This is a genomic window from Vibrio gigantis, assembly GCF_024347515.1.
Lineage (GTDB): Bacteria > Pseudomonadota > Gammaproteobacteria > Enterobacterales > Vibrionaceae > Vibrio > Vibrio gigantis.
The window spans coordinates 210,256-233,123 of the sequence record NZ_AP025493.1 but is presented as its reverse complement, the minus strand read 5'-3'; the positions used below and the strand labels follow the sequence as shown (position 1 = coordinate 233,123).

General features: G+C 39.9%; 18 protein-coding genes. 7 read left to right on the top strand and 11 right to left on the bottom strand.

Annotated elements, in window-relative coordinates; all coding sequences use genetic code 11:
• Positions 1-98 precede the first annotated feature (98 nt).
• Complete coding sequence (locus tag OCV56_RS17125) at positions 99-839, top strand: TetR/AcrR family transcriptional regulator (protein WP_086713920.1); 741 nt, start codon at positions 99-101, stop codon at positions 837-839.
• 128 nt (positions 840-967) lie between these two features.
• On the opposite strand, the gene OCV56_RS17120 is transcribed toward OCV56_RS17125, so the two are convergent.
• The 3 genes from OCV56_RS17120 to OCV56_RS17110 all read right to left on the bottom strand — a co-directional run bounded on the left by OCV56_RS17120 (position 968) and on the right by OCV56_RS17110 (position 3,232).
• Positions 968-2,239, bottom strand: coding sequence for a DEAD/DEAH box helicase (locus OCV56_RS17120; RefSeq protein WP_086713919.1), 1,272 nt, complete (start codon positions 2,237-2,239; stop codon positions 968-970).
• A gap of 57 nt (positions 2,240-2,296) precedes the next feature.
• Entirely contained in the window at positions 2,297-2,908 is a 612-nt protein-coding gene (locus OCV56_RS17115; RefSeq protein ID WP_086713918.1) for an acyl carrier protein phosphodiesterase, read from the bottom strand.
• A gap of 195 nt (positions 2,909-3,103) precedes the next feature.
• Positions 3,104-3,232 carry a hypothetical protein gene (locus OCV56_RS17110; protein ID WP_261901426.1) on the bottom strand — a complete coding sequence of 43 codons (129 nt, stop codon included), beginning with the start codon at positions 3,230-3,232 and terminating at the stop codon, positions 3,104-3,106.
• A 447-nt stretch (positions 3,233-3,679) separates the two neighbouring features.
• Here OCV56_RS17110 and OCV56_RS17105 point away from each other — a divergent pair, with 447 nt between their 5' ends.
• Positions 3,680-4,903: an aromatic amino acid transport family protein gene (locus OCV56_RS17105; protein ID WP_086713917.1), complete on the top strand. Its 1,224-nt coding sequence runs from the start codon at positions 3,680-3,682 to the stop codon at positions 4,901-4,903.
• A 148-nt stretch (positions 4,904-5,051) separates the two neighbouring features.
• On the top strand, positions 5,052-6,476 hold the full coding sequence (locus tag OCV56_RS17100) for a methyl-accepting chemotaxis protein (protein WP_086713916.1): 1,425 nt from the start codon (positions 5,052-5,054) through the stop codon (positions 6,474-6,476).
• A 127-nt stretch (positions 6,477-6,603) separates the two neighbouring features.
• Here the strand turns inward: OCV56_RS17100 and OCV56_RS17095 are convergent, their stop codons facing one another.
• The 5 genes from OCV56_RS17095 to OCV56_RS17075 all read right to left on the bottom strand — a co-directional run bounded on the left by OCV56_RS17095 (position 6,604) and on the right by OCV56_RS17075 (position 14,555).
• Positions 6,604-9,696, bottom strand: coding sequence for an efflux RND transporter permease subunit (locus tag OCV56_RS17095; RefSeq protein ID WP_086713915.1), 3,093 nt, complete (start codon positions 9,694-9,696; stop codon positions 6,604-6,606).
• 11 nt (positions 9,697-9,707) lie between these two features.
• Complete coding sequence (locus tag OCV56_RS17090) at positions 9,708-10,808, bottom strand: efflux RND transporter periplasmic adaptor subunit (RefSeq protein ID WP_158094627.1); 1,101 nt, start codon at positions 10,806-10,808, stop codon at positions 9,708-9,710.
• Between the two features lie 352 nt (positions 10,809-11,160).
• Positions 11,161-11,886, bottom strand: a complete 726-nt coding sequence (locus OCV56_RS17085) for an HAD-IA family hydrolase (protein WP_086713912.1) — start codon at positions 11,884-11,886, stop codon at positions 11,161-11,163.
• A 305-nt stretch (positions 11,887-12,191) separates the two neighbouring features.
• Complete coding sequence (locus OCV56_RS17080) at positions 12,192-14,000, bottom strand: HD domain-containing phosphohydrolase (protein ID WP_086713911.1); 1,809 nt, start codon at positions 13,998-14,000, stop codon at positions 12,192-12,194.
• A 60-nt stretch (positions 14,001-14,060) separates the two neighbouring features.
• Complete coding sequence (locus tag OCV56_RS17075; protein ID WP_086713910.1) at positions 14,061-14,555, bottom strand: hypothetical protein; 495 nt, start codon at positions 14,553-14,555, stop codon at positions 14,061-14,063.
• Positions 14,556-14,803: 248 nt separating this feature from the next.
• On the opposite strand from OCV56_RS17075, the gene OCV56_RS17070 reads away from it, so the two are divergent.
• The 4 genes from OCV56_RS17070 (at position 14,804) to OCV56_RS17055 (ending at position 18,494) form a co-directional block, all read left to right on the top strand.
• Entirely contained in the window at positions 14,804-14,920 is a 117-nt protein-coding gene (locus OCV56_RS17070; protein WP_158094626.1) for a lipoprotein, read from the top strand.
• Positions 14,921-14,986: 66 nt separating this feature from the next.
• Entirely contained in the window at positions 14,987-15,451 is a 465-nt protein-coding gene (locus OCV56_RS17065; protein WP_086713909.1) for a CreA family protein, read from the top strand.
• 186 nt (positions 15,452-15,637) lie between these two features.
• A complete protein-coding gene (locus OCV56_RS17060) occupies positions 15,638-17,317 on the top strand; it encodes an AAA family ATPase (RefSeq protein ID WP_086713908.1) in 1,680 nt (559 codons plus the stop codon).
• Positions 17,318-17,339: 22 nt separating this feature from the next.
• Complete coding sequence (locus tag OCV56_RS17055; protein ID WP_143691574.1) at positions 17,340-18,494, top strand: hypothetical protein; 1,155 nt, start codon at positions 17,340-17,342, stop codon at positions 18,492-18,494.
• Positions 18,495-18,574: 80 nt separating this feature from the next.
• Here the strand turns inward: OCV56_RS17055 and OCV56_RS17050 are convergent, their stop codons facing one another.
• The 3 genes from OCV56_RS17050 to OCV56_RS17040 form a co-directional block, all read right to left on the bottom strand.
• Positions 18,575-20,737 (bottom strand): AAA family ATPase, encoded by a 2,163-nt coding sequence (locus OCV56_RS17050; RefSeq protein ID WP_086713906.1) that lies wholly within the window; start codon positions 20,735-20,737, stop codon positions 18,575-18,577.
• A 196-nt stretch (positions 20,738-20,933) separates the two neighbouring features.
• Entirely contained in the window at positions 20,934-21,644 is a 711-nt protein-coding gene (locus OCV56_RS17045) for an HNH endonuclease (protein WP_086713905.1), read from the bottom strand.
• Positions 21,645-21,679: 35 nt separating this feature from the next.
• Positions 21,680-22,867 (bottom strand): phospholipase D family protein, encoded by a 1,188-nt coding sequence (locus OCV56_RS17040; protein ID WP_086713904.1) that lies wholly within the window; start codon positions 22,865-22,867, stop codon positions 21,680-21,682.
• Position 22,868: the final 1 nt, after the last annotated feature.

Sequence of the window (22,868 nt, the reverse complement as noted above, 5' to 3'; positions counted from 1 at the left end):
TAATATTAAATAATTCTCAAGCTTTACTTTCCACTTGTGCAGTATTTTTTATTTCAATAAAAACAGTGTAGAATGTGGTAATCAGGTAAATGTGTGAAATGAAGATGACAGAAAAAAAACAAGGTAGAAGAAGCGCAAAAGACGCCGAAGAGACTCGATTTTTGATCATGAGTGTTGCTGCGGATATGTTCTGCGAGCATGGTTATGATAGCGTTTCGCTGCGAAACATCAGTGAAAAAGCAGGCGTTTCGCATAGCCTTATCCGCCATCACTTTGGTAGCAAAGAAAAGATCTGGCATGCTATAAGCGATTGTTTACATGAGTATTTTCAGTCGTACATTGCTAAAATCATGGAAGAACTGCCAAAAGGTGTTACGCCGAGTATTACTATTTATTTGTTTAGTATGCGTCTCTTTAGCAACATGGTTCACTCACGTAAACCGATGCAACTTATCACCGACTCTGTTCGCCAAAAAGACAACCTAGTCGATTACTTTATCGACAATGTTGGCGATGTCGAAAAAGAAATTAATATGTTGGCAGAAGAATATAATGATGCGAACCCAGATAACTTGATCAACATTTATGAAATTAAATGGCAAATGATCATGTATGCGCACGGAGCGGTATGCCTAACCCCTTTCATGGAAAGCACGTGGAATGAAGGTGACATGCAATCGACGCCTGAAGAAGCATTGTTAAAACATTGGCAATTGTTCAACAAGCAAATGGTCAGTACGTTCAATATCAGTGAAGAATGGGTCTTGAATCCAAGTTCGATTGAAGAATTAATTTATGAAGTCCCTTGTGTGTGGAAGTGCAATCAAGAACACCGTTAATTGAATGCTTTTTTCGACCCTGATCGTAAATTAATTTACTTGATACAAAAACGCGCCCTTACAGAACCAACTGTAAGGGCGCGTTTTTATATGTATAGATCTTTAATCTAGCTCTTTAGGTCCGCTTATTAGCGACGTGCTTTACCACGGTTTTGGTGAATCTTAAGCTTCGCTTTCATCTTACGTTTTTCTGACGAACGACTTTTGCTACGTCCACTGCGATCAGGTGCAAGGTCTTTCTCTAGGCTTGGTTCAAAGCCCTCTAGCCACTCTTGAGGCAAGCGCGTATCCAGTAGTCGTTCAATATCACCCAATAGGTAAGCTTCGTCCTGACTCATCAATGAAATCGCAAGACCGCTGTTACCTGCACGACCTGTACGACCAATACGGTGAACGTAGTCTTCTGCTTTAAAAGGCATATCGTAATTCACAACTTGTTCTAGCTGCTGAATATCGATCCCACGCGCTGCTACATCCGTTGCGATCAGCGCGCGCACTTTGCCCGATTTGAAATCATCCAATGCTTTTTGGCGCGCACCTTGGCTCTTATCACCATTGATTGATGCTGCTTTAATACCGTCTAGCTTAAGCTCTTTTACTAACGCATCCGTACCCTGCTTAGTCTTTGTGAACACCAATACTTGTTGCCAATTTTTTGAGCCAATCAAATACGCCAACAGTTCACTTTTACGCGATTTATCTACCGGGTAAACCATCTGTGTTACGGTGTCAGCCGTGCTGTTTTTCGGCGTTACTTGAATTTCACTTGGCGACTTCATCATTCGGTACGCAATCGCTTTGATTTTGGTATCGAAGGTTGCCGAGAAGAACAAGGTTTGGCGGACTTCATTCATACGCGAAAGAATGCGCTTGATGTCTGGCATGAAGCCCATGTCCAACATGCGATCAGCTTCATCCAATACCAACACTTCTGTTTGGCTTAACATGATGTTTTTAGTAAACATGTGGTCAATCAAACGGCCAGGTGTCGCGACTAAGATATCTGCGCCACCACGTAATTTGTCGGTTTGAACCTTCATGCTTACGCCGCCGTACGCTACAACCACTTTAATGTCTGTGCCCTTCGCGTAGCTAGTGAGGTTGTCAAACACCTGCTGTGCTAGTTCACGTGTTGGTACTAGCACCAATGCACGAACTAACTTCGGATTGGGAATAACGTTGTCTTTAGTTTCGATTAATCTTTGAATAATCGGTAAACCAAATGCGGCTGTTTTACCAGTACCCGTTTGAGCACCAGCCAGTACGTCTTTGCCTTCTAATACCAATGGAATCGCTTGTTCTTGAACACTGGTAGGAGCCGTAAAGTTAAGCTCAGACAACGTGGCAAGAAGGTGCTCAGATAATCCTAGTTGGTTAAAAGATTTTGTAGATTCAGACATAGTATGATGCTCAAAGATTAAATAGGCGCGGATTGTAGCAAACCTGCATTACGCTGTTTACCTTTCCTTTTGATTTTTCTTCATTTGAAGCGCATTAAACTGCTTCGCTTCTTTTAAAACGTTGGGATAAAGCTCAATAAAGTGACACTGCAACGTATCATAGTGACGTTCGAGGTCATCGTAACATGCCTTGAGCATACCTAGCTTAGGCCTTCTCAGAGCCATTCGCTGCAATACCACCTCTATAGATGACATGTCTTGATAGCTTTCTAACCATCTATGTTCTGCCATTTTCTGATGGACAGTAATGAAATTCTCAGGCCAATGAGGCTCTTGATGTTCAAAGATCTGTTGATGGCTATCGAAACAAAAATGCTCTAATGTCTGCTGCGAGAACAGAGCCCAATGATTGGCTAAACAGTGATCCCAGAATACATCGAGTGCGATGGGCGCAAAACGTCGTGTTTGGTCTGAGAAAAGCAATTTTGCAGAGCGAGATAGATCATGACGGTCAGTATAACTATCAACGAATCGATGAAGCCTAATTCCGTCACAAAGTGACTCTGAGTAATATTTATTTGGGTCGCCTTTAACGAAGTCACCTAACAGGTTGCCTGCTAAGTTGCTGTTACAATGCTGAGCGATATGAAGATGTGCGAGAAAGTTCATTGAACCTCATTAAAGTATCGAGAACTAAGTAACATGGTAAACGTACTCGTTTATCTTCGCGAACTTTAATGAGGATAGTTTGGTATGACGTGTGAGCGAATGAGATTTGCTCAGCTTAGAATTGCTTGCTTTGAGAAACTTTAACTAAAGTAACTTTTAGATCAACAGACCTTTCCTTTAAGGCTTAATTAAAGATTAGTTCGAAGACTTAAAAAGTTCTTCGGCTAACTGTTTCACTGCCTGTTCATAGTCAGACAAATCAATGCCAATTTCCATTGCATCTAACAACTCTAGACTTTCGTCATTATAAGATTGGTCACTCATTGTGCCCCCTCTATTCCTTGATGTGGACATGATGTCCGATTAACTAGTGCACCATCTTGGACTTATATTATGTCACTTTGATGAACGCACTCTACTCTACCCATTCCATATTTATAGCTTGAAGCTACTCGCGATCATTAGCGCTTTTTTACGCTAAAGGGGTATACGCGAACGACATATGTACTGCCACCTTACACCAAGTACAACAAATTACTCTACAAATTTTGAAGCCGATCATGGTCAAACGTTTGCTTTGGTCATTTCAAAGCTGCCACACACCCCCACTGTAAACTCAAGCTTACAGTGGATATTTTTAATTACAATAGACATTGCATTTGGAATTAAACTCAATCAGAATACTTAAAAATCGAGATATTCTTTGGGTTTATCCGCTTAAGCTAGAAGAATTACAATGAAAACACACCCTAACGTAAAGAATTATATACAATGAATAAATCAAAGGTTTTTGGTAGTACTTTGATCATTGCAGGCACAACCATTGGTGCTGGCATGCTCGCTCTTCCACTTGCTTCTGCAGGTATTGGCTTTTCAACTTCACTTTTCTTAATGCTTGGTTTGTGGGCTTTAATGGCCTTCACTGCTTTATTAATGGTAGAACTTCACCAATTCGCAGAATCTGACGCAACCCTACACACGTTAGCTCACACAATTTTAGGGACAAAAGGAAAGTGGATTGCGAGCTTCGCGGTGATGTTTCTTTTCTACGCTCTGTGTGCGGCATACATAGCTGGCGGCGGTGCACAATTTAACCAACGTATTTCGGATATCGCAGGTATCGAACTTAACGGTCAAGTCACCACGCTTCTATTTACCCTATTAGTTGCCGCCGTAGTGACGATTGGTACCCACAGTGTTGATAAAGTTAACCGAGTTTTGTTTGGCTTAAAGCTAATCGCAATGGTGCTGGTACTCAGCTTCCTCGCTCCAAACATTACATCTCAATACCTAATGAGCATGCCTTTACAGCAAGGTCTGATTGTTGCGGCAATTCCTGTTGTATTTACCTCTTTTGGTTTCCACGGCAGTATTCCATCGATCGTTCGATACTTAGATGGTGACGTTCGTTCTTTACGTAAGGTAATGATCATTGGCTCTGCACTGCCATTAGTCATCTACATTTTCTGGCAGAGCGTGACTTTGGGTGTGATTAGCCAAGAACAATTGTTGTCAGATACAAGCTTGGGCGCACTTTTAGTTTCACTGTCGCAAACCGTTCATCAATCGAACTTGAGTGTGATAGTAGGTGTGTTTGCAGATCTTGCACTTCTTACCTCATTTATTGGCGTAAGCTTAGGCTTATTTGAATTCATGGGCGATTCGCTGAGCAAGAAACTAGGCAATGCAAAACGTGTTAAGACAGCTGCTATCACTTTCTTACCACCTCTCGGCTTTGCTCTATTCTACCCACAGGGCTTCATCATGGCGTTGGGTTATGCTGCGATTGCACTCTCAGTGCTCGCGATCCTTCTACCTACCGTAATGGTATACAAAGTTCGCTACACAGATTTCTCGGTAAAATCTCATGGTACAGAAGCTACTTACCAAGTAGTGGGTGGAAGCAAAACGCTATTTTTAGCAGGTAGTGTGGGCGTATTTATCATTGCGATTCAAATCCTTATATCAGTAGGGTTATTACCGTCTTTGGGCTAGCCAACTCATACAGGATAGAAATACTTGATTTAGCTCTCATAAACGACATGTGGTTATCATTAATTTTCACAATTAATCGATTAGTATCACATTTTTATTGAGGTCGGTTATTTAGAGTCCACGGTAAAGGATTTACCGTGGAGTTTTTATGAAAGAAGTACAATTTCGAACGATAGACAAACTGTTTATTAAAATGTCTATCAACGACAAGATTTGGGTCATTTTCTTAATCTTTTTTGCCGCAGTGGCGAGCCTAGCTGGGCTCAACTACGTCAACAAAATGGAACAAATTGAAGTAAGTGTAAAACAGCAAGTTGAATATCAACTCAAAGGCATTTTGTCAGCGTCAGATTCCCCAGCCTCTGTTCGTTCTGTTAGCCAACAAACTCGCCCTCAACAAACCACGATTACAAGCAATGGTTCGGTGACAGCAACAGCCCTTGCACAGGATGGTAACTACTACTCACTTACCGTTTCAACTAGCGATTTACAGAATCAAAAGCAGCAAGCACTGTACACTTTGTTACTTAGCTTTTTGTGGTGCGTGCCTTTTGGTCTTTTCTGTTACTGGGTCGCGACTTTCTTAGGCGGTGCACTTTGGGTTCTTTACTCAACGACTCAGAAGATTGGTGATGGTGACTTAACATCACGCCTTGGCTTCCACCCAGGTCGTGACGAGTTTGGCACGATTGGTTGTGCTCTTGACCGTTCAATGGACACGCTCAGTGAGTTAGTCAACAACGTAAACCACAGTGCAGCAACCCTAAGTGAAACGTCAGCTTCTTTCGAAACAGAGATGAAGCGCAGCGAAACACAAATTATGAGCCAGAATGCGTCTCTCGACTCGGTTGCTACAGCAATGGATCAGATGACGGCTTCAGCAAATGAGGTCTCAAACATCTCTGCACGTTCAACAGAACAAACAGAACAAGACGCACAGCAAATCAACGATAGCCACGCAAAGGTTCAACAAGCAATCTCAGAAATCACCACCCTCTCTTCTTTGATTGAACAAACCTCTTCTTCTGTTACGAGCTTGAATGTAAACACAAGCCAAATTAATGAAGTGATCACGACAATCAATGCTATCTCAGAGCAAACCAACCTACTTGCACTGAATGCAGCGATCGAAGCGGCGCGGGCTGGCGAACAAGGTCGTGGTTTCGCTGTTGTTGCAGATGAAGTGAGAACACTGGCAAGTCGTACTCAGTCGGCAACGGTAGAAATCCAAGCGATGATTGAGCGTTTACAGCAAGAGAGCCAAAATATCGCAAAAATCACCGAGCAAACTGTCGATCAAGCGCAAACCAGTAGCCAACTGATTTCTAACATTGGTCACGACGTAAACTCGATTGCAGATTCAGCTCAAGCACTAATGGACATGAGCATTCAAATCGCAACATCAGCCGATGAACAAAGTAACGTAGCCAATACGATTGCAGCAGAGCTCAATGACATCCGAAGCCAATCTGATGTGATTAAAGATGTCGCTCAGAACTCGTCAAATGGCGTATCTAAGCTAACAGAAGCGTCGGTTTCTCTATCTAAGACATTGGCACGATACCGTACTTAATTGCGTGAAAAAGAAGGCTGCAGCTGGTTTTGTTTACCCGAAAGACAACGAACAACCGAAAACAGAAATAAGTTGTAAGCATAAAAAAGGACTCTTTTGAGTCCTTTTTCTTTATCTACAGGGGAAGCTAGTTAGTGACTTGCCCCAATACTGGTCCAATTTTGTTCCCTTCTTCTCGCGCTTCCTCTCGAAAGAACAAGCTATAAAGCACAGGCACGACACCGAGCGTCAGTACGGTCCCGACCACCATGCCAAAGATCATCACAATCGACATTGAATACCAAAACTCACCGCCAGAAAGCGCTAACGGGACTAGTCCAAGTATGGTGGTTAGTGTAGTCATCACAATAGGTCTTAAACGACTCGTACAAGCTTCAATAATAGCGTCACGTACACTCATCTCGTTATTACGATTTTGTTCAATGCAATCAATCAGCACAATTCCGTTGTTAATAATGATCCCCGCTAAGCTAAAAATACCAAGCATTGCGGGAAACGTGAAATACGCGCCCGTAATCAATAAACCAGACACCGCACCAATCAAAGACAAAGGAATCGTCAGCAAAATAATTAACGGTCGACGAATCGAGTTGAATTGAAGCAGCAACAGAAGAATCATCACAGCAAAACACTGCGGCAAATACCCAAACAAGGCACCATTAGCTTTGCTTGCGCCCTTAAGTTCACCACCTAGCGCTATATGGTAGCCCGGTGGAAGATCTATTTGGGAAAGCTTAGGTTGAACCAGCTTGTTAAGCTCACTCGCTTGTAGACTTTCGTGCTTCACGCTAACAGTCACCGTTCTTTGTAAATCAAAACGACGAATGATTGAAGGCTCGCTGGTTGCTTTGATAGTGGCAAATTGAATAAGCGGTAAAGCCTCACCATTAGTTGAAGACACGATCTGTTTAGTAAAGAGCTTATCGATTGTTTTCTCTTTGTCTTCTGCACCAACGATAACTGGAATCACATCTTCATTTTCTCGAAAACTGGTGACCTCTTTACCACGCAAGTAGCTGTCTAAACTGGTCGCTATGTCTCGACTACTCACGCCAGCGCGAGTAGCCCTTGCTTGATCTATATCGAGGATAAGTTTAGGGACGTTGTTTTCCCAATCATTCGAGACACCAACGGTGCCGGGTACTTGTCGTAGGGTTAATTCAATCTGTTTGGCAATGCTCTGGATAGTCGATATGTCTTTACCCACCACTTGGTACTCAACCAAACCCAACTCGGTTCCCCCTAACCACATTCGTTTGGCTTGCCCACTCGCTTCTGGCAACTGTTCGATAATAAATCGATTGGTTTTATTAACCATTGCCAACGCGGCTTTGTAGTCTGTTGTGTTAACAACCATAAAAACGCGATTTGGCGCTCGATCAATAGGTGAAAGTGCTAAGAAAAAGCGCGGCCCACCGTCTCCTACATATCGAATAGTACTGGTGACGTTCGGGTTTTGCTCTTTATCCAACAACCAATCTTCAAGTCGCTCAGACACCCTTTCAGACTCTTCAACTTTAGTGCCGGCAGGGAGATCAACAAACACAAGATACTGATTTCGCTCTGAGCCCGGCATGAACTGTACCGTGACGAACTTGAAGCTATAAATCGATGCAGCAAAGATACTCAGCACTACCGCCAAAGTGACTAAGCGCATGTTTAAAATAGTACTGATAAGGTGTCGGTAACCAAGATGAAAACGAGAAAGTGATCGCTGCTTATGTTCATGTTCCGCTTGGCTGATTGGTTTCATGAACCAAACACACAGAACTGGCGTGGCGAATAAACACAGAAACCACGAAGACAATAACGCAACAGTAATGACCTGCGATAAAGATCGTAGATATTCCCCAGTGACATCTTGTGCTAACAACAGTGGCATAAAGGCCAATATCGTTGTCAGCGACGACGTTAACAACGGAACCGCCATCGCTTTCGATGCCGAGACTGCCGCTTCAACACGATCGATACCTTCTGCCATTTTACTTTTGATAAACTCAGCAATTACGATTCCATTATCCACCAGCAAACCGAGTGAAATGATGATCGCAGCAATAGACATCCTCTGCAGCTCAACGCCCCAAATCGACATCCCAATAACAGTAAGGAGTATGGTTAGCGGGACGATGCTACCAATGATCAATCCCATTCTTACACCAAGAAACGCCATCACAACCGCCAATACGACACCGATGGTTTGCATCAGGTTATTGGTGGCAGAATTCACTGCCTCATCAACTTTTTCTGGCTGGAAAGTTGCGAGTTCTAAATTCATACCTAACGGCAACTCCGCTTGGGCAGTTTCAATAAAATCTAATACTTCAGTACCAAATGCATCACTTTGACTACCCGACGCCATAGACGCGGCAATCACAACCGCACGCTTACCGTTAAAATAAACCGGTGTGTTAAACGGGTTTTCATAGCCGCGCTCAACATCAGCCAAATCTCTCAAGTAAACGGTATTTCCGGATTCACGTTCAATCAAATCAAGATCTAGGATCTCATCAACACTGTTAAAGTTTCCGGTCGGCTCAATCTCAATTTGCATGGTATCGGTTTCTATAAGACCGCCAGGCAATACGACATTGCGAGCCTGAAGTGCCGATACGATCTGACGAAACTGAAACTTTTCATTAGCCAAAGCACCACTGCGTGCGTTAATCCAGATGCGCTCTTCATTAACACCGTAAAGCTCAACTTGAGACACCATTTGAACACTGCTCAATCGGTCTTGTAATGCTTCAGCCGTTTTTCTCAGCTCTTGGTCATCGAAAGCATCACCAGTTAGCGCAATTGTAGCCGAGTAAACGCGGCCAAATTCATCGTTAACAAAAGGACCTTGTGTACCGTCTGGCAAACTAGTTTTCATGCTGTCCATGCGATTTCGAAGTGTGTCCCAGATAGGCTGTAGATCGAAGTATTTATCATGAACGGTAACGGTAATCTGTGTAACCCCAGTGCGTGACCAGGACTTTATCTCTGTTACTTCGGGGATCTGTTTGATTTCTCGCTCTAAGGGCTTAGTGATGAACTTCTCGATACGGTCTGGTGACATACCCGGGAATTGCGCAATAACAACAGCGCTACGAATTAGAATTTCCGGGTCTTCTTTGCTTGGCGCATTCTTAAATGTGCTAATGCCGATAACAAAAAGCATCACCAAGAACACTTGCGTAAATCGATGATATTTGAGGGCGAGTTCAGTAATTTTATGCATGATATCTCCCCTTACAAACCTTCCCACAGAGCGACTTGTTGCCCTTCATAAAGATAAGGAACGCCCGCTGTTACGACGTGTTCCCCCTCAAAAAGGTTGCCGATCACCACAACTTGAGCATTAATATTGCGTTTAATCTCAACATAACGCTTTTCGATCACATAACTTTCTGGATTAACAACAAAGATGGCTGCGTTGTTTTTCTCTGAACTGGCATCCCGGTCATTGAAGTTAAATGAATCGATAGGAAGTAATACTGCGCCATGGTTTGAGCCACCAATATTAAATTGAATTTCTGCGGACATGCCATTGCGTAACTCAGCCTTTGATTCACTCAGTTGTAAGGTAACCGCATACGCATTGCCTCTTTCGACCACAGCACCAATCTCAGAAACGGTACCCGTGAATGGAGTATCATTAACCGCTGGAATCTTAACCTTGGTTTCTTCGCCAAAGTAAACCTCAGAGATCAACGATTCTGGTACCAAGAAATCCACTTCGTAGGCAAAGTCATTCACTAATTCGATGATCTTCTGTCCGGAGCTAACTTTAGTAAATTCATCAATTAATACTTGGCTGACTTGACCAGAGAACGGAGCGTATAGTTTAGAACGTTCTAAATTAAGCTCTGCATTGGACAAATCAGTTTGAGCGAGGTTCTCTTGCTGTTGCTTAGCGTCCAAGTCAGCTCGAATTGCGATCAACTCAGACTCGGACACAAAGCCTTTCGTACTCAACTTTTCCGAGCGTCGGTACTTGTCTTCAGCTTGCAACTTAGCCACTTTCGCCGCTCCTAACGAGGCCTGCGCTTTGCTTAACGCAAACACCAGATCATTTGTTTCAAGTTGAGCGAGCACTTGTCCTTTTTCAACTCGCTGACCTTTGGAAACAATAAGTTCACTGACTGTTCCCCCTACTTTAAAACTCAAAGGCGACGTTTGTGCGCTTCGCACAATACCGCTAAGTTCACGAATTTGAGTATGTGATTGGAAAACGGTCGTAATGTACTTAACGCTACGAATGGGCTTCGTTGTGTCTAAGTCAGATTTGACAGGGTCTTGTTTGCACCCTGTTAGGATTAGGGCAACAAAAAGCAAAGTAATATGTTTCACGGGACGATCCGAAGTTATGGTACTCCGTTCCAGTATAGCAAACTGTATAATGTTTAACTATTCAATTATCATTACCATGAAGTTTGTCGCAAAGGGGAGATTATGGAGTGTCAAAACTGTCTAATATTCGAGCTTAGGGGTAATCTAATTGAACGGGTCTTTTTTCGCTTACCCTCTTGCTGCAGGTGACACATAATGAATAAAACAGAAGCACCAAACATCGACGACATCACATGCCCTTTATGCCAACACGACGAGTATCTGCTTTCAGAAAGTGGGGAAAAGTTTACTTGCGCATCTTGCGGTTTCCACACCAAACAATTTAGCAAGGTAGTCAGCCTTCAGTTAGGCTCTACCCCACCAAAGCTACAGAATTCGCTATACCATCAGTTGAGCAGTGCTTGCCACTAATCCAAACTGAAATTTCTTCTAAACTGTAGATATCCTGAGCCGAAAGTTCTGCTGAGTCGGCTTCGGAATCTACGATTGATTCGTCAATACTTGGTCGCAAGCGGAACGATTGAATACCCGCGCGAACACCTGCCTCAATCCCTTTCAAAGTATCATCCACATATATACACTCATTCGGTAGAAAGCCCATGTTCATTGCCGTGTAAATAATCAGATCAGGTTCTGGTTTCCAGCTATTAGCGTCAAAAGCTGAAAAGACTTTGCCTTTAAAGTCATCGAACATTCCAGTCATTGCCAATGAAGATTCAACTCTAGATTTGGGTGCATTGGAAGCGATACAAAACTCGATATCTTGTTGCTTAAGGAATTCGATAAGCTCGATAGCGCCGTCCATCGGCTTTAAATGACGCTGAAACAATGCTTCTAATTCGATCCTGTATAACGGTTCTAGTGTATCAATTGAGATAGATAAGCCTAAACGCGCTTGCGTATCCATTAAGATGTCGGCCAGCTTCCCACCTTGGAAGTGCGCATAACAGTCGTTGACGTTCAACTCCGCCCCAAAGCCAGTGAAAACGTTCACCAAAGCTTGGCAGCACAGCTTTTCACTGTCGATAAGTGTTCCATCACAATCGAAAATTACACATTTAGTCTGTTCTAACCGCATAGATATCTCACTCAGATTGAATCCAAGTTTTATCCTATAGTGTTCTTACAATACGCGAGATGATTGAGGTAACAGTTTGCGGAGACAGGCTTATTTCTCTTCGCGAAATATGGGCTTGATCACTTTATGGCTCGGAATAAGCAACAGTTTTCATCAGATTATCCCTGATTCTACGAAACCAAATAGCGCGAATTTCACATAAGCAATTCAATTTCAGTGGAAAATATTAATCACCACTTCCTATTCGGATCGTGACTCATTGATAAACAAACCAAGGTATATAGACTATTCAGATAGGACGAGAATCAACTAACAACCGGCTCTTCTAATACCTTTGCTTCAAGCGAAGGTGCTGACGCATATTCTACAGTTCCAGTATCGGGGTACGAATCTCGAATAGCGACAAACTCGGGTAAGTGTTCCAGTAGCAATTTGGTTAGCTGAGGATCAAATTGGTAGCCACTTTCTCTTTCGAATAAATCGACCACCATCTCTAAGGGCCACGGCTCTTTGTAACAACGCGCACTAAGCAGTGCATCAAATACATCGGCTACGGCGGTGATCCGAGCAAATAGGTGAATATCATCACCCACTTTGCCACTAGGGTAACCAGCTCCATCCCAACGCTCATGATGTTCGTTAGCAATAATCGCAGCGAGGTTGGTAATATCACCCGCTCCACTCTTCAATAAGTTATAACCCGCCGTGGTGTGAAGCTTCATCACCTCCCACTCTTGGTCAGTTAACTTTCCCGGTTTATCCAAGATTGATTCAGGGACTGAAATCTTACCCACATCATGCATAGGACTGATGATCTCAATCATCTCGACCTCGCGATGGCTCAAACCACGATACTTAGCAAGCAACGCAGACAACTTAGCAACGCGCTTAACGTGATTACCCGTTTCACCCGAGCGGGTTTCAATAGCCTCCCCGAGAACATGAATCATATCCTTTTGAATATTCAAGGTCTGTTTCTGGAGCTTTAAGATTCGTTTGTTCTTTTTGGCTAGCTCTTTCTTTTGGCGCAGAGTGACAAATTGCATCAAGATGATCAGGCTCAAGCCCGCAATAACCATCGACAGCCCCAATAACAACTGGAAGTTTTTGCGAATAAAGGAAGAAGGCTCATTGATGAACACCGCTTCGTCAGGTAACACGCTTGCACTAATTCCGTATCGTTTCATTGCGGGATAATTAAATACAAAACGTTTGTTGTCCCCAGGAGTTAACGGCGCAGTAAAACCAAGAGGAAGGTATTTGTCTAGCGCATCAACTGCCTCCTCACCCATGCTTTGTGAGTGATTAACATAGCCACCGAGTACATCACCGGAAATATAGAACTGCCACAAAGCAAATACTGGGGCAGCACTCGCTTTAGATAATGTCTCCGCAATCTCTTGATAAGTGTGGTAGACCCCTTGCTTTAACTCGGTGTTGTAGTGACTGAGCAAAACCGCATCGTCCACAGAGATCCCTTCCAAAAATTGACTTGTATGCTCCAGTGAGAGATCGCGAATTTCTACGAGGTTTATATTTGGAAACTCAGCCATCATGCGATTCATTTCTTTGCGAATCAACTCAGACGTGACACTGTAATCATTTACAAAATAGAGGTTCTTTAGATTAGGCCTTAGCTTAGAGATAAGCTTAATATTGACGTCGATCTGATCATTCTCGTACAACACAGTCGCTTTGTCAGACACTGAGTACATATTAGTGCTAGCGTCATTTATCCCTACAGCCACCACAGGTGTTGAACGCTCAATTAAAGTGTCTAGCGATTCGAGGAAATTGGCAGCGTTGTCGTCAGTAGCAATCACGCCGTCAAATTTATAACCTGCATATTTCGCACGTAAGTAGTTCGCGAGAGAGTCATAGTACTCTGGGCTGTGGACACGCTTTGAATCCAAATACTCTATTGAGAGTTTAACTTCGGTTTGAGATTGATGGAACGCACTGTCTATTCCTTTTTGGAAGTCAGCAGTCCATTGATAAGAAGGTTCGTATGAGTGTAAAACTAGGATGCGTTTGATATCCCAGTCGTTAGCAGAACTAAGTGAAGAATAAGCGCTAACACACAATACAGCGATTGATATCAATAGCTTGTACATACAATACCCTTTAAATAAGACGGGGTATTGTACTTAGATTAACGCTTTGTCAAAGAATCTTTAGTTCTCGATCCACACTTTATCGCCAGAAGCATGATCTTGTGCCCAAAAATCATGTAACTGCTTAGCAAAGTTGTTGATAGTTTGACCTTTTCCAGCAACAACATCCGAGATCAGTAGGGTATCTTCCGCTTCTGTAATGATAGCACTCGCCACAACTTCACCATTTTGAGTACCAATATATAAAACATGATCGTCAGATAGCATAATTTGGCTCAAGAACTCAAGCATGTGTGCCCTTTCGGCTTCATCTTGGTAAGCGCTTGCTTGATTAAGTGAAAATAGTACTGTCAATTTATGGAAATCGACTTTATGCAGTTCATCAATTTGGGAAGGAGTTTGATCTTGGGCGAGGAGTTGGTATGTCTTGGATGGGAGTTTACTTTGATAAAGTTCTCGGCCTAGAAGGCTCTCTTTTGCGGGATAAGCAATGTCGAGCTGACTAAACAGCCATTGATTTTTTGTATGTGCAATTTCAGGTATTTCGTTATTCATTCTTTTAGTACCTACGGTTAGTATCCCCAAATATCACAGTTATTTGGAAGACATATCGTCGGCTGAGGTGCCGAGCTACAAGCAGAGAGCATACAGAGCATGACCAAGGCCAACAAGTACTTTAAATACTTCATATTTTTCATAATCCAACAACATCCTTTCAGAACTTAACGAAAAGCTCTACACTCGTATCCAAGCTTTCAATATCCTTATAGTAAACAGAACTATATAAATAAAAAGGACTTCTTATGAAAAAAGCCTTAATAGCAGCAGGTATCGTCACAATGTTAGCTGGCTGTTCGGACAATGAGGTTGGCGATGTCTCACTGGGTTTCTTCACTATGAAGCATAAACCTTGTATTTAGATTTGAACCCTATAACAAATTTCACATAAAATCTAATATAAACAGAGTCATAAAGGGCACTAATCAATGAAAAAACTAATCTCTATCCTTTTACCTATTCTTCTTGTAGGTTGTTCAGACAATGAAGTTGGTAATGTTGACCTTGGCATATTCAGCCTAAAAGACGTATCAATCAAAAACTTGGATGACGAAAAAATACCAGGTGTAACGTGCCACATTGCATCTGTGGAAGCAGACTTTAGCCTTGCAGACCCAAGCGACAGCTCTATCTCATGCCGCCAAACCGGTGAGATCACACCAGAAATGATCGCAACAATTGACAAGGGAAAATCAGGCGAAGTTGTTTTCAAACAGTCTAAAAGTATCTTCTTTAAAACAATGAAGGTTCGACGTATCTACGATGCAGAGAATCAGACTCTACTTTACTTGTCTTACACGACCAAAGAGACTGATAGTAGCTTTAAGCATAGTTTGTCTACAGTTCCATTATGGGGAACTAAGGCATATGTAGAAGCCCAACCCGTGCAATAACTCACTTCATATAGAGAAAACCAATAACCTTTTGGTTTTCTCTTCATTCAATGTGTTCGCTAGAATTAACAACTTATGGATCAGTTTGATTAACGGTTGTTGTTGTCACTCAGGTTACTTCACTGACGCAGTGCGATTTGATACCATTAACCTATTGATGAATAAGAGTATTATAGTGATAGTTGAATGAAACTAGCTTTCCTGCATATTAATAGTCATAAAGCACTAGAAAATATTGACATACCAATAAATAGCTCACATAAATGCAGCTATATGGATAACCAATTAACCTTATTGTTTTCGCCAGATAAGCTTGATTACTATCAAGGGCTAGATTGTAGTGCCATAATTGGAAAAAATGGTGTAGGTAAAAGCACTATTCTAGATTTTCTGGAAGTTTCTTATGATGGAACCGACTCTAGTGGAGTTATCGTTTGGTTCGACAGTAGAAAAGAAAAATATCATGTTTGCCCTGTAAATTTATACATTGATGATAATTCTATCATAAGTAATCGGGACTATACTTTAGAGACTGCGCTGTCTAATCTCACTAAACGAAGCAAAGTTAAACTTGTTAAAGCAAATAATTTGACTGGTGTTGAAACTAATGAATTTTCAACCAAAAGAAAATCAAATTCCTTCATATATGATATGAGCCTATCACAATATGTAAAAGGAAGTAAAAGAGTCGTTGCTCAACGTACAAATCGATTAATTAGTTACTTCGACAAAAGTGAATCTTTCAACAAGTCCGAACAACCTAAAGTGAAGTTCACTTTTCAATTTAGCGCATCCTCTACCGCTTATCTAAAATCACTGTTGAACAACAAAGATTTTGTATCGCAACATATAAAATCAGAAGATGACTTAAGTCGGCTAAAACATCAACTTAATGATAACTTAGCATGTGTATACTTACAGGAGTATAAAATACTTGGCTCACAACTCATAAGAGCAAATCTTTTATCAATATGTAATTATTTATCCAAACTCAGTATCATTAAGAAAGATCATAGAGACGAAGTTTTCATTAAACTTCTGCTTGGATTTACCACTGGCCATTTTGATGAACAGCATATAAATAATTTACTATTGGAAGTAAGGAAAGATTCGAGCATTAATAGCATAGATAGTATTGTTAGTCTCGATGCATCTATTATATTGATGAAATTTCAAGAAGCAATCAATATTCTTGAAAATATTTCACGCCTGATACATTTATTTTCAGATCAGTTCAATATCGATAACAACAATACGTTATCAACTTTTAATCCTCACTTAATAATTGAATTGACTAACTGTATTTCTAATCTTCCTCAAATGCTATTGAGTAATTTTAAATATGGTTGGAACGGTTTTAGTACTGGCGAATTTGCCAAGTTGAACATATTTTCTGAACTCTATAATTACATACATGAGCAAAAAAATCGGTCTATTTCTAATCACCTTATAGTTATGGACGAAGTGGACTTATACCTACATCCCGACTGGCAAAGAACGTTTTTTTCTGAACTGCTCGAATTTATCAAAATTGAGTTCCCGATTAACACTGTTCAGATCATTTTGAGCACGCACTCCCCGATAATAATAAGTGATTTTCTACCAGAGGACATAATCTCTCTTGATAGGATAAATGGTACAACAAAAATTGTAGAGTCTTTCGGTTTCGCATCTCATATTACTGATTTATATGTAGATGGTATGCATCTTAATTCAACATTTGGCGAGCATTCAAAGAAAGCAATTAGTCAATTGCTAAAACGTGCAAATAACAGTTCTCTTACAGCACTTGATCTCAATTTAATCAGAAAAATTAAAAGTAAGAACATACAAAATATGATATTAGGTTACGATGATAAAAATTAATTGTTCTCATAGCGAAGATTTTTTGAATCGTTATGAAGGAAATGTTATAAACCAAGGACTACTTCCTTCTTTTAATTTAATGGTGTCGAGAGAAACAGGTTTAGAGCAACAACGAATATCAACTTTCTTCACACCAGCTTTTATAAAATCCTTGGTATTGTGCAATGCTGATGAGTTATATGAAAAAATAGTCACTATTTATGATAATTTTCATGAATTGTCCGAAAGATACTGCCTAGAATACTACTTAAAAGATATTAGATTGGATTCATCCATAGCATCGATGCCTATTCAAAAAAATACGGATAAAGATTTAATTAGGATTATTCACGAACAAACCCTAGCTGAACTTAAAGCTCTATCAGAAGAACGACAGTCTATATATTTACCCGTGATTATTAATAATATGGAAGGAACAACTGTAGCGTCGGAAATTAAAAGACAATTGAAATTACTAAATTCAATGAAGGCTGGAAACCATACACTAAGTGATGAAATCAAAGCACTGTTCCCTGTTTGGGTAAATGAAATTTCTAATATTTTTGATTACTCTTCGATGTCACGAAGTTTTGGTCATGAGATTACTCATAGTTTGAATTTCGATGTATGCCCATATTGTAATAATGAGGATATCGAAACTATTGATGTGGAAGGAGCCGAAACAAGACCAGATTTAGACCATTTCTATCCACAATCAAAGTTTCCATTTCTTGCGTTAACATTATCGAATCTAATACCTTCAGGATATAGGTGCAACAGAACATATAAAAGTGCAAATTCAATGTTCGGCTACGTCCATCCATATATAACTGGAGTTGGTCAAAACACCATATTTGATTTTAACTATATGTTTGATGAAGGCCGAACAGCATCCGCTATTAACATAAAAGTTAATAAACTTAATGATAACCTGGATAAAAATTTAGGCTTATTTAAAGTTGAAGTAAACCACAATAAAAGAAACGTTAAAGATTGGTTTCTTTTACTAGAAGAGCGTTATCAAATGCTAGTCAATTCAGACAATGATTGCCTTGATGAAGTACTGAACGACGACAACCTTATAAGACAACGTTTAGATATAGATTTAAACAAATCACCAACAACAGTTCTGTTTCAAAAGCTGAAAATTGACGCTCTAAATTATCTATCCGGACGAGAATACGAAATATCAGATTAATGTCTGGAAAAATAATTAACTCCTCTAGAATCTAAGTTAAATTAATTAAAAGCCACTTGAATAAGTGGCTTAAGATTGATTTAAGCAGTGATTTTTGCCATTCTGTTGTAGTGAGAGTTATAACCTGTTACATCAAACACAAGCCTTAACCCTTCTTTAAAGTCATTGTAATCAAATTCTTTAAAATCAAAGATATTTTGTCCTAAGGAATGGGATTCTCTATTGATATATCTTACAAATGCTTGAAACCTCTGTTCCTTCAACTCAGGCTTTTGAATTACATTACTTAAATCTTCTTTTTGGACAAAGTTAAAGAAATATTCAATTATGTTTCTCATACAATTAGCAATTAAAGCAGGTGGCTGTTTATCATCGTTAATCACAGACCAGTATGACTGATAGTCGTTTTGAACTTCTTCATACTTCATATTACTAATCGAGCTACCAGTCGTATTTTTAGATAGGCGGAAAAGGTTTTGAGTTTCTTTTCTTCTTTTATGATTTGCATCCGTTAGCTCATAGAAAAAATATAAACTATGCGTCAAGACAAAGACTTGCTCTACCGATGTTGAGTTAAAGAAATCATTCTTCAATATTTGCCCTATGTTATACACAAAAATGTGTGAAAGGCTTGAGACAGGGTCGTCTATAATTGCAATTTTTTTAACTTGCCCTTCCGTGGCACTTTGTTTACCTCTGAACAACTCCCTAAAGTAGAGAAAACTGATAATCATTTTTTCGCCTTCACTCAATGAAGAGAAGATTTTGTCATTGGTATCTGTTCGTACAAGCCGATATAAGTCATCTTCATATTTCTCTATATGAAAATCCGTAATACCAATCTCAGTTAAACCCAGATTTATGTTGCGAATTGCATCTTCAATATTGACTGTTGATTTTTGATACTTAACTCGCTCTTCGTTTTTCTCAGTTTCTACGACTGTTTTATCATTAAGCTCTTTTTGCTTCGTATCAATCACTTTAACGGCTTTATTTTTAGCATCATTGAAAGTACTAATCGTCAAATCGTATTCGAACCTCAGTATTGACCAAAACTCATTTCTTATTTTTTCCAGTTCAGTTGAAGAGTTATCTATGCGTGTATTATGCTCGACAATCTCTTTGTTAATCTTATCAATCAATATGTTAAAGTTATCAACAGAATCAGACATATCAGTCAAAATAATTCTTAAACTAGGGTTCGATACCTTCTGTCGAATCAAAGTCAGGTTTGATTCTAGGCCATTTGAAATTTGACCGTGATACTTTGTTAAATCTGCGAGGTTGGACGCTGAAAAAGGGGTTTGCTTATACTCATCTAAACTAGGAAATTGAGCTATAGTTGTTTCATACTGAGACTCAATACTTTTAATACCATTGACACTATCTTGATAGGACTCATCGAAATAGTCTTTAATTTGTTTAGTAAATGAATCTGTTATTGTCTTTGACTGACAGAAAGGACATTGACCATCTTCAAGATTTTCAATGTATTTTAAACCATCACTTACCCAATCTGAGTTCTGTAATTTCAAAATTAATTTTGAAACTGGACTGTCTTCACTGCCCAAAATGAGTTCTTGTAGGGAATCATTATCTTCGTCAGATAATTTGTAAGAACTCAACGGACTAAGTACTGCATATTTCGTTGCATTATCGCCATCAATTGCATTAGCTTCATTTTTTAAAGTAGCAATTGTCTTCGTTGGCTTGGATTGTAACAATGGAATTGAAGCGAGATGATTGAGTAGAACCTCTTTACCTCCCATTTTACCTTTCAGGCAAAACTCTAGAACTCGATCGCCACCAGAGTAATTAGTTTTTATTTCCCAAGCTTTTACTTGAGCTTTAAGCTTTGCTGTCGTTATAAGTTGCTCTTGCACATCAATTTCTTTTTGTATCGCTTCCCTATCCTTTGCTAATTTTTCTATTTCAAGCGTTACAGCTTCGACTTTTTGTTTTGCATCTTTATTCTCTTTAGACAGGCTAAAGATGCCATGAAGGGAATCTTTGTCGTAAAAATTTTCTTTAATAAAGCTTTGGTTGTACACAAGAATAGAAACATCGCCAACATTGTGTGTACATTGATTGTATTTTGGATTGTCGTAATCATAGAAATAATTCGAGAAGGTGCTTTTACCCGAACCGTTGAGACCGTAAATTATATTGACCTTTTTATCGGTAAAGAGCGTTGTTTTCTTTTTATAGCTCGCTACACCATCAAGCGTAATTTCAGTTATCATACATTAGCTCCATAGCCATCTAACATTATGAAATGAAGTTATCATGTCTCACTGTTTTTTTACGTGACTTCGGCTAGGATTGATATAAGTCTATGACTATAAAATAGAATACTTTGGTAAAAGAACAACGTGTGATGGGTAAGTGCCAATGAAACTAATCATTAGATTGGCTTCATTGGTTCAAAAATATCTTTGGTTAAGACTCCAAAATCAACTGTCTCAAACTATCAGGTGTAATCGTGTGACCACCTCTATGGAGCATTGCGTGACAATTTGGGCAGACTGGTATCAAATCTGTCTTTGGATTTACTTCGTACTCTTCCCTTACTTCACTCATTGGGATTACGTGATGAACATGAATAAATTCTTTACCTCGTACACCGTATTTTTTTTCAAAATCAAAAGTGCACACTGCACACTGATATCCAAACGCTTCAATACAAGCATTACGAGCTTCTTGATTACGCTCATATGCATTAACTAAAACGGTTTTCTTTGAACCCTCAAAAAATCGTTTACCGCTTTCTATTAACTCCTCTGGAAAGTAACTATCCTTTTGTATCGCTTTATAAACTCCACCACCTACGTCCTGAAGTATTCTCTTTTCAACGTTATGCTCAAAGCCAACATTGCTTGTTATACCGGCACGATTTGTCTTGGTTTGCTTTTTAAAAACCAGAAGGTCATACCCTTCTTCTATCACCTTATTGATATGTTTAATCGAGTGAGAATAGCCTTTACTTGACCAACTTGGATCAAGAATCACATCGTGATCTACATTAGTTGTGTCAAGGCTAAACAACACTTGTTTTGTTTCATCATTGCAATATGAGTACTTTCCCTGCGTAGACTTGAAATTTAACCCCATAACTCGGTTAACAAATGCCGTTTGTGTTTCTTTTTCCAATGGATAATCCTTAATTACAAATAAGTAGTCGAGATTTACTCTTCTTCATAGAAAATACAGTCCAATAAAGCAACTCGACCTTTCCATATTTGATTTTCTAATTGATCTCTTGGTTGTTCTTTTTCATACCATACCGAATCATGAATTCGACTGATTAACTCTGTCCAATAGCGTTCATACGTCATGTTTGACATTGTGATACCAAAGTCAGAGCACATTGCCTTGTTGTTTTTTGAATCAATGCAGACAAAGAAGTCAGGACGTTTCATCGCCAACAAACGACTGGCTATGCTAGTACCATCTCTACCGTTAGGAAATGCTTTTTTGAAAGACTCAACATAGCGATTGAATTGTAATAATGTAACCTCGCCATTCAGAGGAATATGGTCTAACGCTTCGGATATAAACGGATTATTGTTGTTTATATTGCTGTGATATACCCCAGCTCCTTTCATGCTACCGAACCAGCCCCAATGTTCATGTGTCAGATTAGGTAAACCAGCAATAGTCTTTCTTGCACCAAGTGGCATAGATTCATAATTTTCATATTGCTGAAAGTAACCTTGGATCACTTCTAGTAACTCCAAACGCTGGTCAATAGCATGATTTTTGTCTTGCTGCACTTTCTCAACATAAACAGACCAGTCCATTTGCATAACGATACTATCAAACAAAGATCTTGTTGTTTTGGTTGAGTTGTACTGCCCATTCAGTTTTTCTAATTTGGGTTTGTGCTTTTTGTGATAAGCAGCGTATACATTTACATACTCATCATTTACGGAAACACCAAGTTCATAATAGTTACTAAGCTGATTGGTTAACTGGTCAAACGTAGAACCATCTACATCATCTTGACCAGTTAGGTGCACATTCAACTCGTTGTTCACAGTAAACGCACCATTAGTCATATTTGCGCTACCAACAATGGCTTCCCAGCTCTGACCCGTTTGGAAAAAGTACAACTTTGGATGAAATACACCGCTTGGTTGCATGACGAAATGGACTTGTTGACTTTCTACAAACGATTTCAAAACATCTGGGTCTGTTTGATAAAAATGTGTGCCGATTGTCGATTCAAACAGCTTATCTTTGTTACTTAATAAAATATCAAAGAACTTTGTGCCAGCCGATGCCCAAGCTACGGCTACTGAAATTCTATCGTGCTTATTTGCCAACTGAATTAGCTTTTTCTCGAGTGTTTTATTGTTAGTAATAATTTCCATA